Origin of the sequence: Microcystis sp. LSC13-02 (assembly GCA_002282935.1) — a bacterium.
Taxonomy (GTDB): domain Bacteria; phylum Cyanobacteriota; class Cyanobacteriia; order Cyanobacteriales; family Microcystaceae; genus Microcystis.
Genome location: MTBT01000039.1, coordinates 1 through 15,624, shown reverse-complemented (window position 1 = coordinate 15,624; position 15,624 = coordinate 1). Strand labels below are relative to the sequence as shown.

Annotated in this window: 15 protein-coding genes and 1 pseudogene; 3 read left to right on the top strand and 13 right to left on the bottom strand. The window is 43.9% G+C overall.

All coding sequences use genetic code 11. From position 1 onward, the window contains the following. Together BGL89_RS02540 and cobO are read left to right on the top strand one after the other, a co-directional pair. Positions 1-276 (top strand): hypothetical protein (locus BGL89_RS02540; RefSeq protein ID WP_286824274.1); only part of this gene is annotated, 276 nt, incomplete at its 5' end. Positions 277-350: 74 nt separating this feature from the next. Further along, the gene (gene cobO, locus BGL89_RS02535; protein ID WP_286824273.1) at positions 351-956 is read left to right on the top strand and encodes a cob(I)yrinic acid a,c-diamide adenosyltransferase; all 606 of its coding nucleotides are present in this window, start codon (positions 351-353) and stop codon (positions 954-956) included. A gap of 273 nt (positions 957-1,229) precedes the next feature. Here the strand turns inward: cobO and BGL89_RS02530 are convergent, their stop codons facing one another. The 12 genes from BGL89_RS02530 to pstS (BGL89_RS02470) all read right to left on the bottom strand — a co-directional run bounded on the left by BGL89_RS02530 (position 1,230) and on the right by pstS (BGL89_RS02470) (position 13,890). Further along, positions 1,230-2,411, bottom strand: coding sequence for an aldo/keto reductase (locus BGL89_RS02530; protein ID WP_286824272.1), 1,182 nt, complete (start codon positions 2,409-2,411; stop codon positions 1,230-1,232). Positions 2,412-2,593: 182 nt separating this feature from the next. Further along, a complete protein-coding gene (gene map / locus BGL89_RS02525) occupies positions 2,594-3,358 on the bottom strand; it encodes a type I methionyl aminopeptidase (RefSeq protein WP_286824271.1) in 765 nt (254 codons plus the stop codon). A gap of 355 nt (positions 3,359-3,713) precedes the next feature. Then, positions 3,714-4,523, bottom strand: a complete 810-nt coding sequence (gene pstB, locus BGL89_RS02520; RefSeq protein WP_286824270.1) for a phosphate ABC transporter ATP-binding protein PstB — start codon at positions 4,521-4,523, stop codon at positions 3,714-3,716. An 11-nt stretch (positions 4,524-4,534) separates the two neighbouring features. After that, entirely contained in the window at positions 4,535-5,419 is an 885-nt protein-coding gene (pstA, locus tag BGL89_RS02515) for a phosphate ABC transporter permease PstA (RefSeq protein WP_286824269.1), read from the bottom strand. 4 nt (positions 5,420-5,423) lie between these two features. Beyond that, positions 5,424-6,398, bottom strand: a complete 975-nt coding sequence (gene pstC / locus BGL89_RS02510; RefSeq protein ID WP_286824268.1) for a phosphate ABC transporter permease subunit PstC — start codon at positions 6,396-6,398, stop codon at positions 5,424-5,426. Between the two features lie 175 nt (positions 6,399-6,573). Further along, the gene (gene pstS, locus BGL89_RS02505) at positions 6,574-7,587 is read right to left on the bottom strand and encodes a phosphate ABC transporter substrate-binding protein PstS (protein ID WP_286824266.1); all 1,014 of its coding nucleotides are present in this window, start codon (positions 7,585-7,587) and stop codon (positions 6,574-6,576) included. 619 nt (positions 7,588-8,206) lie between these two features. After that, a complete protein-coding gene (locus BGL89_RS02495) occupies positions 8,207-8,473 on the bottom strand; it encodes a hypothetical protein (RefSeq protein ID WP_286824265.1) in 267 nt (88 codons plus the stop codon). A 187-nt stretch (positions 8,474-8,660) separates the two neighbouring features. Continuing rightward, entirely contained in the window at positions 8,661-9,458 is a 798-nt protein-coding gene (gene pstB, locus BGL89_RS02490) for a phosphate ABC transporter ATP-binding protein PstB (protein ID WP_286824264.1), read from the bottom strand. A 146-nt stretch (positions 9,459-9,604) separates the two neighbouring features. Beyond that, a complete protein-coding gene (gene pstB / locus BGL89_RS02485; RefSeq protein WP_286824263.1) occupies positions 9,605-10,408 on the bottom strand; it encodes a phosphate ABC transporter ATP-binding protein PstB in 804 nt (267 codons plus the stop codon). 99 nt (positions 10,409-10,507) lie between these two features. Continuing rightward, positions 10,508-11,401 (bottom strand): phosphate ABC transporter permease PstA, encoded by an 894-nt coding sequence (gene pstA / locus BGL89_RS02480; protein WP_286824262.1) that lies wholly within the window; start codon positions 11,399-11,401, stop codon positions 10,508-10,510. A 313-nt stretch (positions 11,402-11,714) separates the two neighbouring features. After that, positions 11,715-12,674 carry a phosphate ABC transporter permease subunit PstC gene (pstC, locus tag BGL89_RS02475; protein WP_286824261.1) on the bottom strand — a complete coding sequence of 320 codons (960 nt, stop codon included), beginning with the start codon at positions 12,672-12,674 and terminating at the stop codon, positions 11,715-11,717. 94 nt (positions 12,675-12,768) lie between these two features. After that, a complete protein-coding gene (gene pstS / locus BGL89_RS02470) occupies positions 12,769-13,890 on the bottom strand; it encodes a phosphate ABC transporter substrate-binding protein PstS (protein WP_286824260.1) in 1,122 nt (373 codons plus the stop codon). 614 nt (positions 13,891-14,504) lie between these two features. Here pstS (BGL89_RS02470) and BGL89_RS02465 point away from each other — a divergent pair. Beyond that, positions 14,505-15,539, top strand: coding sequence for a PstS family phosphate ABC transporter substrate-binding protein (locus BGL89_RS02465; RefSeq protein ID WP_286824259.1), 1,035 nt, complete (start codon positions 14,505-14,507; stop codon positions 15,537-15,539). 13 nt (positions 15,540-15,552) lie between these two features. Here BGL89_RS02465 and BGL89_RS02460 read toward each other — a convergent pair. Continuing rightward, a pseudogene (locus tag BGL89_RS02460) lies at positions 15,553-15,624 on the bottom strand (zinc ribbon domain-containing protein); the annotation flags it as partial.

Here is a 15,624-nt window from a genome sequence, read left to right as displayed (position 1 = left end):
GGTCAATTGGTTCCCACTCCCCAAGAAGCTGAATTACAGCAAAGACAAGCAAAAGAACAGGCTCTTTTAGAAAAGGAACAGGAACGACAGGCAAAAGAACAGGCTCTTTTAGAAAAAGAACAAGAACGACAAGCTAAGGAACAGATTCTTTTAGAAAAAGAACAAGAACGACAGGGAAAAGAACAGGCTCTTTTAGAAAAAGAACAAGAACGACAAGCTAAGGAAAGATTAGCGGCAAAATTACGAGAATTAGGCATCAATCCTGAGACAATTTAGCCAGTTAAAATCTGCAAACAGCGATCAATAACCCCTTGAGTTACAATTATCTTGATTTGACTGGACAGACTTGAATGCAACTCACTCCCGAACAATACAAAGAAAAAATGCAGCGCCGCAAGGTCATCCAAGAGGAACGTTTAGCCGAAAAAATCGCTGAAAAAGGTTTAATTATCGTTAATACCGGCGATGGCAAGGGAAAAACCACGGCGGCCCTCGGTATGGTTTTACGTTCCCTCGGTCATGGTTACAAAGTGGCGGTGGTACAATTCATCAAAGGTGCTTGGGAACCTGCCGAACAAAAGATTTTTAGTGTTTGGGGGGAACAAATCGAGTTTTATGCTATGGGGGAAGGTTTCACCTGGGAAACCCAAGATAGGGAAAGAGATATAGAGAAAGCCAAAGAAGCATGGCAAAAAGCCCTAACTTTTCTCGAAAATCCCCAATATCAATTAATTTTACTCGATGAGATCAATATCGCCCTTAAATTCGGTTATCTGGATATTCAGGAAGTTATCGCTGGTTTAGCCCGAAAACCCGCTAATTGCCACGTTATTCTCACTGGTAGAGGAGCTTTACCCGAATTAATCGAGATAGCGGATTTAGTCACGGAAATGAAGTTAATTAAACATCCCTTTCGTCAACAGGGAGTGAAAGCGCAACCCGGCATCGAATTTTAACTTAGTGTCAGCATTCATCCCTCGCTTTTAGCGATGGGATGAATGCTGACCAACGTATAGACAATTCTCAAAAACTTTGCTACCATGAACATATCTTGACCACTATTCCTTAAGCGATAAGCGAGCTTCGACGGGTCGTGTTGCAAGAAAAAGTATGGGTCTTAGGAACTAGGACGGATGCCGGGGTCGGGAAGGTAAGACTGGCTATCTTTCGAGGTAGAAAGCGCATCCCATTGAAGCAGGAAGCTCTCAACGACCTTGAGAGTAGTTCACCTAACTACTGCTTAAGCGTTGTACCGTCTCTCCCGACAATAATCGATGAGTTTCGGCGAGAAGATAGGGAATTTTATCAGCGTGGGGACTAGCGGCTAAACAGGCAGTTAAATCGAGTTTTTCCACCTCTTTTGCCTGTTGACCGGGGAACCAGTGACCCCCATTCCCCAAGAGATTGTATCGGGCCTTGGCAAAGTCAATCATATCGTAGGCGATAGCGAGATTGCGTAACCAGAGGATAGAACGAATATTGATGTGATTGGGGGTATTTTCCCAGCTAGGTAAACCCACAGACCAAGTTTTCACCCAATTATCGCCTAAACAGTTGATCATTTCCCCTTGCAATCTCTCGATAATTGGCGGTAAAATCTCCTCGGCTCGATCGAGTAAGGGTAAAGTTTTCAGGTGTTCATCAAAATCTCTGGCTCGCGCAGCACCGATACTAAGGGTATGGACGGTCGGATGACTGAGACAGAATAGGTTATTAAAAACCATCGGACTGAGAGGAAAACAGAGAGCCACGAGCTTAGGGGGAGGATTGTAGAGATGGCCGCCCTTATCGGAGGGACTAATGATAAAAACCCCCATATCGTGCTGTTTTGCCGCTTCTATGGCCGGCCAGTTATTCTGAAAAATATAGTACCAGTGCAGATTGAGGTAATCGTAACAATTTGTTGCAATAGTCTTGACAATTACATCAGTTGGTGCATGGGTCGAGAAACCGATAAAACGAACTTTTCCCTGTTCCTGTAATTTTTTCGCCTCTTGCCAACAACCGCCCTCGGCCATAGTGTCATCGAGAATTTCCTCGGTGTTGATGCCATGGATGCCCAACAAATCCACATAATCTAACCGTAAAAATTGCCTGGATTGCTCAAATTTACGGCGAAATTCCCGCACATCTTGACTAGGAGAAACTTTCGTCTGCACGATAATCTTGTCCCTCGGTAGTTGCGGCAAAATTTTGCCTAATTGCATCTCCGAAGTGCCGTAACCCCTAGCGGTTTCGATGTGATTAATCCCCACTTCCAGAGATTTATTGATGATTGCCTCTAAATTGCCTTGATTCTCGTCGGGAATTTGCGACATCGGCACATCTTGCCACTGAAATTGATAGCGCATTCCCCCACAGGAAAACACCGGCATTTGTAGATTAGTGCGACCGAAACGACGATACTGCATATATTCAGTTATCAGTTATTAGTGGGAAGTGAGGAGACCACTTCGTGCGCGTTGCGGGGGGAGAAGGGAGAGGGGTGATGGGGTTTTAGGGTTTTAGGGTTTTGGGGTATTAGTTGAAACTTCCCTATTTCCCCATTCTCCCATTCCCCCATTCCCTATCCCCTGTTCCCCGTTCCCTAAATTTAATCGGGTAAAGTGAGAATTTCGACACCGGTTTCGGTGACGGCGATGGTGTGTTCAAATTGGGCCGAAAGTTTACCATCTTTAGTAATAGCAGTCCAACCGTCTTTTAAGACAATATGTTGCCAGGTTCCCTCATTAATCATTGGTTCAATGGTGAATACCATGCCGGGGCGAATTTTTTTGCCCTTGCCACGAGTGCCGTAGTGGGGAACCTGCGGACCGGTGTGAAAAACATTACTGATACCATGACCGACAAAATCTCTAACCACCGAAAATCCTTCTCCTTCGGCATATTCTTGGATAGCCGCCCCGATATCGCCGATTTTACCCCCCGGCTGCACTGCATCTATGCCTCTTTGCAGACATTCTCTGGTAACTTCCACTAACTTTTTGGCCAGGGGGGAGGGAGTACCGACAAAGAAAGTGCGTGAGGTATCGCCGTGATAACCTTCTAAAATCGGGGTGACATCGATGTTAATAATATCGCCGTCTTTGAGGATTTGATCGGCGCTGGGGATGCCGTGACAGATAACCTCGTTAATGCTAGTACAGATAGACTTAGGGAAACCATGGTATCCCAGTGGCGCACTTTTCGCTCCCTGGGCGCAAGTCCAACGTTCTGCCTCATCATTGATTTCTAGGGTACTTACCCCCGGTTTGACCATATCTGCCAGATGGTCTAAGAGTTTAGCCGCTAATCGTCCGGCTCGACGCATTTTTTCAATTTCCCGGGGAGAGAGTAAGGTGATGGTATCGTTGCCCATGAATTATCCGACTGTTGAGAAAGATTCTTGTTACATTTCTTATCCTAGCAAAATCGGGCAGCGTTATTGTTTAGGGGGGGAGACTTTTCAGTTATCAGTAAACAGTAAACAGTAATCTCTCTCAGTGGCTCTTCTGGTTTATGTGAATATCCGCAAAATAGCCCTAAAAGTCTTGCCCGATAAGCATTTCACGATTCCATAAGCAAAAATTATCACACAAAGTCGAGAAGAGCCAATCAGTGAACTGAAAACTCACATACGATCACTGATCACTGATCACTGATAACTGATAACTGATAACTGATAACTGATCACTGATAACTGATAGCTGTCTCCCGTCCCCTGACAAAACAAATTAACCGAATCTACCGGCTACATAATCGCGAGTTTGTTGATTAACTGCATCGGTGAAAATTTTCTGGGTGGCATCACATTCCACCAAACGACCGACCCTGGTTTCATCGGTATTAAAAAAGGCCGTGCGATCGGATACCCTAGAGGCCTGTTGCATATTATGGGTGACAATGACGATCGTGTATTGTTCCTTCAATTCATGGATTAATTCCTCGACTTTGAGGGTAGAAAGGGGGTCTAAAGCGGAACAAGGTTCATCCATTAATAATACTTTTGGTTTTACTGCCAAAGCGCGAGCAATACACAATCTTTGTTGTTGTCCTCCCGATAATCCTAAAGCGGATTTATTCAACAGCTCTTGAACTTCATTCCAAAGAGCAGCTCCTTTTAAAGCTGATTCCACAATCTCATCTAATTCACTGCGACTAGCGGAACGATAAATTCTAATACCGTAGGCTATATTATCGTAAATACTAGCGGGAAAAGGGTTAGGGCGCTGAAACACCATACCCACCTGTCGCCGTAAAGTATGAAGGTTAACTTTGGGGGCGTAGATATCCTGGCCAAAAAACCTAACTTTGCCCTTAACTGTCACTTGCCCCTCTAATTCCCCGATGCGATTGAGGGCTTTTAAGAGAGTAGATTTACCACAACCAGAGGGGCCGATCATGGCGGTTACTTGCCTTTGAGGTATTTGTAAAGAAACCCCTTCCAGGGCTTTTTTGCTACCGTAGAAAAAGCTGAGATTTTCGACTTCGATCGCCGAATTAGCTAGAGAAGTAGGGGTGTTCATGGTAGAGGAATCGATCATCAGAAAAGTGCTTAATTTGAGCGTTTACGAGTGACAAAACGGGAGAGAAGGCTAGTAATTAAAACTAAGATAATTAGGACTAAAGAAGCTGTCCAAGCTAGGGAATTTTGTTCAGGAAAGGGGGAACTAGCGTAGTTATAAATCAACACCGTTAAAGCTGGTGTGGGCGACCAAAGACTTTCTTGCCAAAATTGACTAAATAAAGCCGTAAACATTAAGGGAGCGGTTTCTCCAGCGGCCCGGGCCACCGCTAATAATATCCCGGTCATAATCGGTGCGATCGCTGCTGGCAGGACAATGCGAAATACCGTATTGAAACGGGAACCCCCCAGAGCGGAAGAACCGAGACGGTAGGACATGGGTATTAGTTTTAGGGACTCTTCCGTGGTTAAAGCGACGATGGGCAACATAATCACCCCCAAAGCAAAGGCCCCCGCTACGGCGGAAAATTGTTTGGTGGTTAAGACCAAAACCCCGAAGGAAAACACCCCGACGATGACGGAAGGGGTACTACTCAACACCACGATCGCAAAGCGCAGAATACCGCCAATTTTGGAACCCCGAGCGAATTCCGAGAGGAAAACCCCGGTGAGAATCCCCAGAGGTATGCTGCCTAAAGCCGCTAAACCGACCATGGTTAAAGTCCCCACGATTGCATTGGCAAAACCGTTGGGAACACTGGGATCGGAGCCAACTGGGGCGGGTAAAGAGGTGAAAACTTGCCAATTAAATCCGGGTAAACCTTCTTTGACAATTTGAAAGAGAATAGCGAATAAAGGCAGAATGGCGATGGCACTAAGAGCGATCGCTAAACCCGTGAGACCGTTGGTAAAAAAATGTCGCCACGGTGACAGGGGTTGCTGTAAATCTTCTTCGGGAAAAGCTCCTTGAGTCATAAAATTAACGATTGCGGTTGATAAATTGTACTAATAAAGCCGCTACACTATTGACGGCTAAGGTAATAAAAAATAGAGTCAAAGCTAGATACATCAAGGCTCCGATGTGGATTTTTTCAAAAGCTTCTGGGAAGGTATTAGCTAGTACAGCAGGAATAGTATAACCAGGGGCCAAGAGGGAGGGACTAATAATCGAGGAGTTACCGATTACCATGGCCACCGCCATAGTTTCCCCTAAAGCGCGCCCTAAACCGAGGATAATCGCCCCGATAATGCCAGAACTGGCCGCCGGCAACAACACGCGCCAGATGGTTTCCCAACGAGTCGCCCCTAGGGCCATGGAGGCGCTGCGTAATTCGGGGGGGACGGTAAGCAACACATCGCGACTGATAGCGGAAATAGTCGGCACGATCATGATGGCCAGGATCACACCGGCGATCAGCATACTTGGTCCCAACGGTTGGGTATTAAACAAAGGGAACCAAGCAAAATTTTGAAATAACCATTCTTGCAGAGGTTTCAGCACGGGAATTAGTACGAAAATCCCCCATAAACCAATAATTACACTGGGAATCGAGGCAATTAGTTCCACTAGAAAACCGATGGGATAACGGACACTTGCCGGCAAATAATTCTCGCTCGTGGTTAAAGCAACGGCGACACTGAGGGGAATAGCTAATAAAAGAGCTAGAATCGAGGAAACGATCGAACCGAAAATAAAAGGTAAACCACCAAATTTGAGGACGTTAACATCCCAAGTGGTTCCCCAGAGAAATCCCCAACCGAATTCATTGATCGCCGGCCGCGCATCCTGAAAAACAATCCAGGCCATCCAGAGCAGAAAGATTAAACCAGAGGCGGCACAAATCCAGACTAAGATTGTAAAAATGCGATCAAATAAACCCGCAGTACCGGGGCTTTCGTTAAGATTGGCCGCCGAGAGATCAAAAGACTCGACCGATTCAGAAAAATTAGCCATAAGGTAGAGAGCGATTAGCAGTTATCAGTTGTTTAAAACGCAACTGTAGGGGCTGAACATTGTTCAGCCCAGAGAAAAGAAATACTTGCAGTTATTAGTTATGAGGTTAACCGGTAACTTTTTTCCATCTTACTGGAAAGCGGTGACAATCAAGTTCAAACTAATACAAAAGTATTTATTTAATTTTGTTAACTTCGGCTAAAACTTTTTGAGTCACCGATTGAGGAATCCGAGTAAATTCCAATTGATTGTTAATACCTTGACCGGTGGTGAGAATCCAAGTCAACAGTCTTTTAATTTCCGCCGCTTTTTTGTTATCAGCGTAGTCTCTCGGTACTAATAACCAAGTAATCCCGACGATCGGATAACCACTGCTCGGATCATCTACATTAGCGGTAAAATCAGCGTTAAATTTCACCCCTTCCATAGCTTTGTTAGCTTCGGCGAGACTCGGTTCGACAAATTGACCGGCTTTATTTTGAACTTTGGCAGTTCTCATGGTTGCCCCTTCATTTTTGCGGGCAAAGGTATCTTGAACGTAACCGATCGAGCCTTCTGTTTGTTTAACCAGGGCCGCCACACCATCATTTTTCGGTCCCTTGAGAACGGTAAAACCCCAGTTAGGTTCTTTGCTGGTTCCCACTTTACTTTTGAAAGAAGGACTAATAGCACTCAGGTGAGAGGTAAAAATCTCTGTAGTACCGCTACCATCGGCCCTAACCACCACTTTAATGGGTCGGTCGGGCAGTTTCGGATCCACTTGTTTCCAGTTGGTGATCTCGCCACTGAAGATTTTACCGAGGTTAGCCCGGGAAATTTGCAGGTTATTTACCCCGGGCAGATTATAAACCACGGCGACGGCTCCTCCGGCGGTGGGAACTAGCAGTAAACCGTTTTTCATCTGGCTTTTTTCCGAGGAGGAAGGAGCGGCATCGGAAGCCCCAAAATCGACGGTTCCGGCGATAAATTGCCGGACACCAGCACCGCTACCGACGGAATTATAGTTAACGGTGACACCGGTGGCGTTTTTATAGTCGGCAAAATAACGCTGGTATAGGGGCGCGGGAAAGGAGGCTCCCGCACCGTTCAGGGTTTGGGCGAAAGCTTCTCCCATCGTCCCTGCTAAGGCCGCTGCCGTGGCGAAGGAGACAGCACACACACGAGTTAGGGTAGCAGTTGAGAATATCATAAGTTTTCTGGTTGAAGAATCCTGCACAATTGGGAAAGTTGAACTTTCTTCAAAATATAGTTTAAGGCATAAATATTACTTTTAAATCTAGAAATATTGGGGATTTTTTTGGTTAAAATTCGGTAAAAGTTAGGTTAAGTTTAATTTAAGAAGTCCACAGCTTTTGGCAATAATTTAGATCGATCAAGACCAAAATCGATTGTATCTATTCAAGGATGAAATCTTAATTTAAACCATCGGTTGGGGAGAAATTGCCCGGACAAAGCTTTTTATCTAGGGCAGGCTGAATAAATCTAAAAACCTTCAAAAAGTGCCGATCCTGGAAGTGATCTTGGGGAAATTTAGGCACTTTTTCCCTGAACATTAGGTAATTGACCACGGCTCGACTGAGCTTCGCCGAACGTCCGAACGTCCTGAAAATGGGTAAAACCCCACACCCCACACCCCACACCCCACACCCTGCCCCCACGAAAAACTTTTTGCCGCAAACCCTAATTAGGGTTGATCAAGCTTTTAGCTAAACGGCTTTTACTTCGGATCACCGATATAGACTCCAAAAGGGTTATAGCTATTGGATCATGCAGGTTAAGCGCCGTTTAGCTTACCTGTTGGCTAATCTTTACTCCTGATCTGGGGATTGTCCGAAAAGATGCTCTACGATTTGCTTAACTTCTGTACGGATACCGGTGACTTCGTTGCGGAAAAACTGCCGATCGCTCTCAGCTTGAGTGATAAATTGATTTAAGCGCTCGTTGGTTTGTTCAAGACTCCCTGCTATTGTCCTAAGCTCACGGGTTAGCTGTGCTATATCTTCTCGATTCTGTTGCGTGAGGACAACGGTAGCCTGTAGTATGCTCTCGATCCGTTCTAATCTTTCATCCGTCATGGGTGACAATCCCTTGAGAGCTTTTTATCGGTTCCTCTACTTAGAGCTTGGCAGTGATCGGGGGGAAATTTAGGCACTTTTTCCCTGAAAATTAGGTAATTGGCCACCTCAAAACTGGTAAAACCCCACACCCCACACCCTACCACCACCGAAAAACTTTTTGCCGCAAACCCTAATTATTAATCCTTTAACCGAAACGACCACTAACATAATCTCTAGTGGACTCTTGAGCGGGATTTTGAAAGATTACCTCCGTGCGATCATATTCCACTAAATAACCCACTTTACCGCCTTTTGGGGTCGGTTCGGCATTATAAAAAGCCGTTAAATCAGAAACCCGCGAAGCTTGTTGCATATTATGAGTAACAATAACTATAGTATATTGGGTTTTTAATTCGTGAATTAATTCCTCAATTTTTAGAGTAGAAATTGGATCGAGTGCCGCACAGGGTTCATCCATTAAAACAACTTCTGGTTTAACCGCAATAGCGCGGGCAATACATAACCTTTGTTGTTGTCCCCCCGATAAAGCTAAACCACTTTCTTTGAGTTTATCTTTAACATCATCCCAGAGAACGGCTTTTTTTAAAGATTCTTCCACTAATTGATCCATATTACCAGTGTAACCATTTAAACGCGCCCCAAAAGCGATATTTTCATAGATAGATTTGGGGAAAGGATTCGGTTTCTGAAAAACCATACCAATACGACTGCGTAACCCGATAGGATTAACGGAATTACCATAAATATCTTGACCGCGAAAGGTAACTTTTCCCTCAATTTTGGCACTTTTAACCAGATCATTCATGCGATTAAAACAGCGCAAAACCGTACTTTTTCCGCAGCCAGAGGGACCGATAAAAGCGATCGCTTTTTTCTCAGGAATATCAAGGTTAACATCACGAACAGCGAGATTAGAACCGTAGTAAACATTTAAGTTTTTGGTTCTCAAAACCGCATCGGTAACAACATCGGTACTATACATAATTTTCAAAGGAAAAAGAAGATGGGTGTTTTTTTTCAGTGACCAGTAAACAGTAATCAGTGAAAAGAAAACTCCCAACTTGCCACTTCATACTGTTCACTGAAAACTCACATCTGATAACTGATAACTGATAACTGATAACTGATTTAGCCAAAACGTCCACTAACATAATCTTTAGTTGCTTGTTCTTGAGGATCACCGAAGATTTTGTCCGTATGATCAAACTCGACTAGATAACCAATTTTGCCCCCTTTATCGGTGGCTTCAGCGTTATAAAAAGCCGTTAAATCTGCTACTCTAGTAGCTTGTTGCATATTGTGAGTAACAATAATAATTGTATAACGTTCTTTTAACTCGTGCATTAATTCCTCAACTTTTAAAGTTGAAATCGGATCGAGTGCCGAACAGGGTTCATCCATTAATAATACTTCTGGTTGAGCGGCAATAGCGCGAGCAATACATAATCTTTGTTGTTGTCCCCCCGATAGGGAAAAACCGCTTTCTTTCAGTTTATCTTTTACTTCTTCCCAGAGAGCTGCCCGACGCAAGGATTTTTCTACTAATTCATCCAAATCGCCTTTATAACCATTTAAGCGCGCTCCATAAACCACATTATCATGAATGGATTTGGGGAAAGGATTAGGGCGCTGGAACACCATACCGATACATTTTCTTACTTCGACAGGATCCACCTCTTGAGAGTAAATATCCTGGTTATGATAAAAAACTTTGCCGTCAATACGAAAACCGTGAATTAAATCATTGAGACGATTAAAACACCTGAGAATGGTACTTTTTCCGCAGCCAGAGGGTCCGATAAAAGCGGTGACTTTATTTTTGGGAATATCGATCGAAACGTCTCGTACTGCCCGATAATTACCATAGTAAATATCAGCCTTATCGACCTTTAAAACGGTTCCTGTAGAATGGGTGTTAGAGTTAGTTAGCATAAATTATTTATTTCACTTGAATTTGGATAATTGAGGAGTTGGAAAGATAGATAGATTTTTACTTAAATATCCCTTTTTCCTTTTCACTTTTTCCTTGACTTAATAGGTTTTCTGGCGCGTAGCTAAACGGGATAAAATGTTAGTTACCAACACCAAAAGCACCAGAATTAAAGCACCTGCCCAAGCTAATTGCTGTTGAGGGGCAAAAGGGGCCGTAGCAAAGTTGAAAACTAAGACCGAAAGGGTGGCAATCGGTTCAAAGACACCTCGAGGCCAAAAGTTAGAGAATAATGCCGTAAAAATTAAGGAGGCGGTTTCCCCGGCTGCCCTAGCGATCGCCAGAGTCACACCGGTTAAAATAGCGGGAACTGCGGCAGGAAGGACGATTTTTAGGACGGTTTGGTAGTTATAGGCCCCTAAACCCATGGCTGCCCAGCGGATGTCTTGGGGAACGATTTTTAAAGCTTCATCGGTGGTTCTAATAATAGTCGGTAACATTAACACTGCTAAACCGATCGAACCGGCCAGGGCAGAAAAGCCTAAAAGGGCTGTTCCTTCGCCAAATAAGGGCGCAACTAACAAACCGAAGGCGAAAACCCCGACAATAATCGAGGGAACGCCCGCTAAAACGTTGGTAGCAAAGCGCACACCCTGGGCAAGTTTGTTATCACCGCTAAATTCCGAGAGATAAACCGCCGCTAAAACGCCGACGGGAACTGCGATCGCTGTAGAGAGGGCAACGACAATAATTGTCCCTAAAATGGCGTTAGCGATGCCTCCTCCTCCTAACCCCGGCGGTGGCGGTAATTTGGTAAAGAGATTGGCGTTTAAACGACCCACCCCTTGCACAAAAACGAAGCCTAAGACTGCAAAAAGGGGAATCACGGTGACAGCTAAACATAAAGCCGAGAGAACGGTCATAATTGTCCCCAATAGCGATCGAGGACTACTCGGTTTCTTTTTGAGATTATTGCCTAAATTCGCACTATCCATATCAGTTATCAGTTATCAGTTATCAGTGAACAGTAATCAGTGATTAGTAAACAGTAAACAGTGAAAAGTGAAAAGACAGCAGTAAACTGCCATTTGATGATGATCACTTAATACATAGGCTTTTCTGGTTTCTGTGTGGAAACGAGGTCTATACTGATAGAATATCCGCAAAATAGTCCTAAAAGTGTTGCCTAGTAAGCATTTCACGATTCCATAAGCAAAAATTATCAAACAAAGTCGAGAAGATCCATACATACTGCTCACTTAAAACTCAAAACTTAAAACTGATAACTGATAACTGACGACCGATGGCTTAATACTTAGCTTTGACGCGATTAACGATTAATTCTGCGAAGATATTGACTACTAGGGTCAAAACCAAGAGAACAAAACCCGCATACATTAAAGCTGATACTTGCATTCCCGATGCTTCGGCGAATTGGTTAGCCAGCAAGGAGGCGATCGTATTCGCAGGGGCGAGAATAGAGGCACTAATACGGTTAGAATTACCGATAATCATCGTTACTGCCATTGTTTCCCCTAAAGCCCGCCCTAAAGCTAACATAATCCCCCCGACAATCCCGGAAAAAGCGGCAGGAATTAATACCCGAAAAATCGTTTCCCAACGGGTGGCTCCCAAACCTAGGGAAGCTTGCCGCAAGTCCGGCGGTAAAGCGGCCAAAGAGTCACGAGAGATAGCGATAATAATCGGCAGGATCATAATCGATAAAATTACCCCCGCCGGTAACATACCTGGCCCGCCCAAGGGGGTGCTAAACAGAGGAATCCAGCCAAAATTAGCATTTAACCAGTTGCCCGGGGGTCTGAGTATAGGAATCAGTACAAAAATACCCCACAATCCGTAAACAACACTGGGAATAGCGGCCAAGAGTTGTACGAGAAAAACCAAAATTGTCCGCGCATTTAAGGGAATAAAATCTTCGCTTAAAAAAATGGCTGAACCGATACCGAGGGGAACAGCAATCAGGAGGGCAATCAGAGAACTAACGAGAGTTCCGTAGATAACGGGCAGAACTCCGAATTCTTCCCGACCGCGCACGGGATTCCAAGCACTACTGGTCAAAAATCCCGGACCAAAGGTTTGAATCGCCGGTAAAGCCCGAATAAAAATAACTAGGGCAATTAGGAGCAAAATTACCCCAATAGCGATGGCAAAGGCGGTAGTTAATCCAACAAAGCCTTTATCGAGGATTTTTTCCGATTCTGGACGTTCTTTAAAATTTGATTCGGGTGAAACTGTGGGCGCACTCATGATTAGGGTTTAAATCCAGCTAGTTTGAGGTAGCTAAGGTCGAAATTGACTTTTCTACACTATTACTGTAACTTTGAATACATTTTTTCGGCGACTAATCCACCCTGATTGTGTAATCGGGATAGATGACATCGGCGGCGGCGGCTACTCGTTCGCGGACGTTTTTCGGTAGGGGAATATAACCAAGGGGACCGGCTTGTTCTTGTCCCTGATTGAGTCCAAATTCGATCATCGCCTCCATAGCTAAAGCTTTTTGGGGATCGTTGTATTTTTTATAAACCAACATCCAAGTGTAGGTGACAATGGGATAGGAATTTTCCCCCGGGGGATCAACGATAAAAGCCCGCAGATTTTCGGGTAATTCCACCGTGGCTAAGGTTGCAGCGGCGTTGGTTTCATCAGGATTGACAAATTTACCCGCCTGATTTTGCAGGGCGGCCATGGGCAGGTTATTATTTTTAGCGAAACCGTACTCGATATAGCCGATCGAGCCTTGATTTTGTTGAATTAGGGCAGTTACGCCTTCATTTCCTCTACCGCCGAGAAATTTACCTTTTTTGGTCGGCCATTGTACGGCTTTTCCGTCCCCGATGCTTGTTTTCCATTCGGGACTAACGGCGCTTAAAAACTTAGTAAAAACTCCCGTTGTTCCGCTACCGTCTGCCCGGTGAACTACGGTAATTTCTTGATCGGGTAGTTTTAAACCGGGGTTATCGGCGGCAATTTTGGCATCGTTCCAACGGGTAATCGTGCCTAAAAAGATGCCTACATAGGCTTCCCTACTTAGTTTCAGCCCTTCTACTCCGGGCAAATTATAAGCCATAACGATGCTTCCCGCCGTCATCGGTAGCAGTAAAACCCCGCGGCTAACTCTGGCCATATCTTCGTCACTCATGGCTACATCGGAAGCGCCAAAATCGATCGTACCTTGAATAAATTGTTCGACTCCCGCCCCGCTACCGGTAGATTGATAGTTAATTAGCAGTTTAGAAAATAGTTGATTGATGGTGACAAACCAGTTTTGATATAGGGGTGCAGGAAAAGAAGCTCCCGCACCATTGAGGGCGACCTCTCCTTGTAGAGGGACTTGGGAGATTCTATTGCTTCCCTCTCCGCTAGTTCCTGCCGTATCACCGCCCCCACAAGCGGTTAAAGTCGCTGTTAAAGTCGCTATGGATAAGGCTGTTAGTAAATGGGTTCTGTTTTTGTTGAGCATAGGATGAGGATTAATTTTGATCCGTAAACTGCTTTAAATCTTACGCTAAAAGTTACCACAGCTTGGTAAAGAATAGGTTAAGAAGTGAATAAAAAAAATATAATGTATTGTCAAGGAAAATTTTCTCGATAACTAGACAAAAATCTCAACTTCTTTTACTATTTATTTTGACTGAACATTAGTTTTAAGTAGGGAGGCACAATTATTTGTAGGATGGGTTAGCGCACTTCGTACTACGTTCTAGACAAAAATCTCAACTTCTTTTACTATTTATTTTGACTGAACATTAGTTTTAAGTCGCAGGTAAAGCCGCTAACTTTTCATGTCTAGATAGGGGTGGTCTCTTTCCTTACCATTATAGCGACGTAAAAACAACAAAGAAAATATTAAGGTTTTTAGCCATCATCCCCCAGCCTTGAATCAGTTATCAGTTATCAGTTATCAGTTATCAGTTATCAGTTATCAGTTATCAGATGTGAGTTTTCAGTTCACCGATTACCGATTACAGCAAAAAACTCCCCAACACCCAAATCCCTCACTGATTACTGATTACTGTTTACTGGTCACTGAAAAAACACCTAGCGCCCCTTTTTTACTTTGTCCTTTTTACACCTATGCTAGAAATTTTTACTCAGCTATCTCGTCCGACCAAAGTAGTCGCAATTGTCCTAGGAACTGCTCTACTTTTACCCGCTTGTGCCAATATTAATCCTCAAGACCTAAAACCAATTAAAATTGATGGTTCGAGTACCGTAGCACCAATTACCAATAAAGTTCTCGAAGATTTTAAAGCTAATACCCCTAACAAAGCTTTGGCTGATGTTAAAATTGACGCTAATATTTCAGGAACCGGCGGCGGTTTTAGAAAATTTTGTGCGGGAGAAACCGATATTAATAATGCTTCTCGGCCGATTTCTGTGGAAGAATTAAAAGAATGTGATGCCAATAAGGTAAGATTTATCGAACTACCGATCGCATTTGATGCTTTAACCGTGGTAGTCAATCCCCAAAATAACTGGCTTGATGATATTTCAACTACAGAATTAAGAACTATTTGGGAACCAGCGGCCGAGAATAAAATCAAACGTTGGAATCAAATTAATCCCGCTTGGCCTGACCAACCGATTACCCTTCACGGGCCAGGTAAAGACTCCGGAACCTACGATTTTTTCAGTGAGGTAATTAACGGCAAAGATGCCAGTCGTGGGGACTTTAATTTTAGTGAAGATGACCAAGCTTTAGTTAATGCCGTCAGTCAAGATCCCAACGCTTTGGGATATTTTGGTCATGCTTACTATGAACAAAATCGGGATAAATTAAAAGCTTTGAAAGTTAACGGTATCGAACCAACTCGCAGCAATGTAGAGGATAGTAAATATCAGCCTTTATCTCGTCCTTTGTTTATTTATGTTAATGCCCAAAAAGCCCAAGAGAATCCCGCTTTAGAGAAATTTGTCAAATATTATCTCGATCGAGTTCCTGATTTATTAGATAGTATTGGTTATATTCCTCTACCGGATGAGGCCTATCATTTGGCACGGGTACAGTTGCAAAAATTTGAGATAGGAACAGTTTTTGATGGCAGACCCCAACCCAATTTAACCATCGGGGAATTACTTCGTAAACAAGCCCAATTTGAAGCTAATTGACATACTCCCACCGTCAAGCTACGCTGTGACGGGGGATTCTTGACCCATCGCTGTTAGAAATTCCTTGTTCAACGAGACAGCTTAG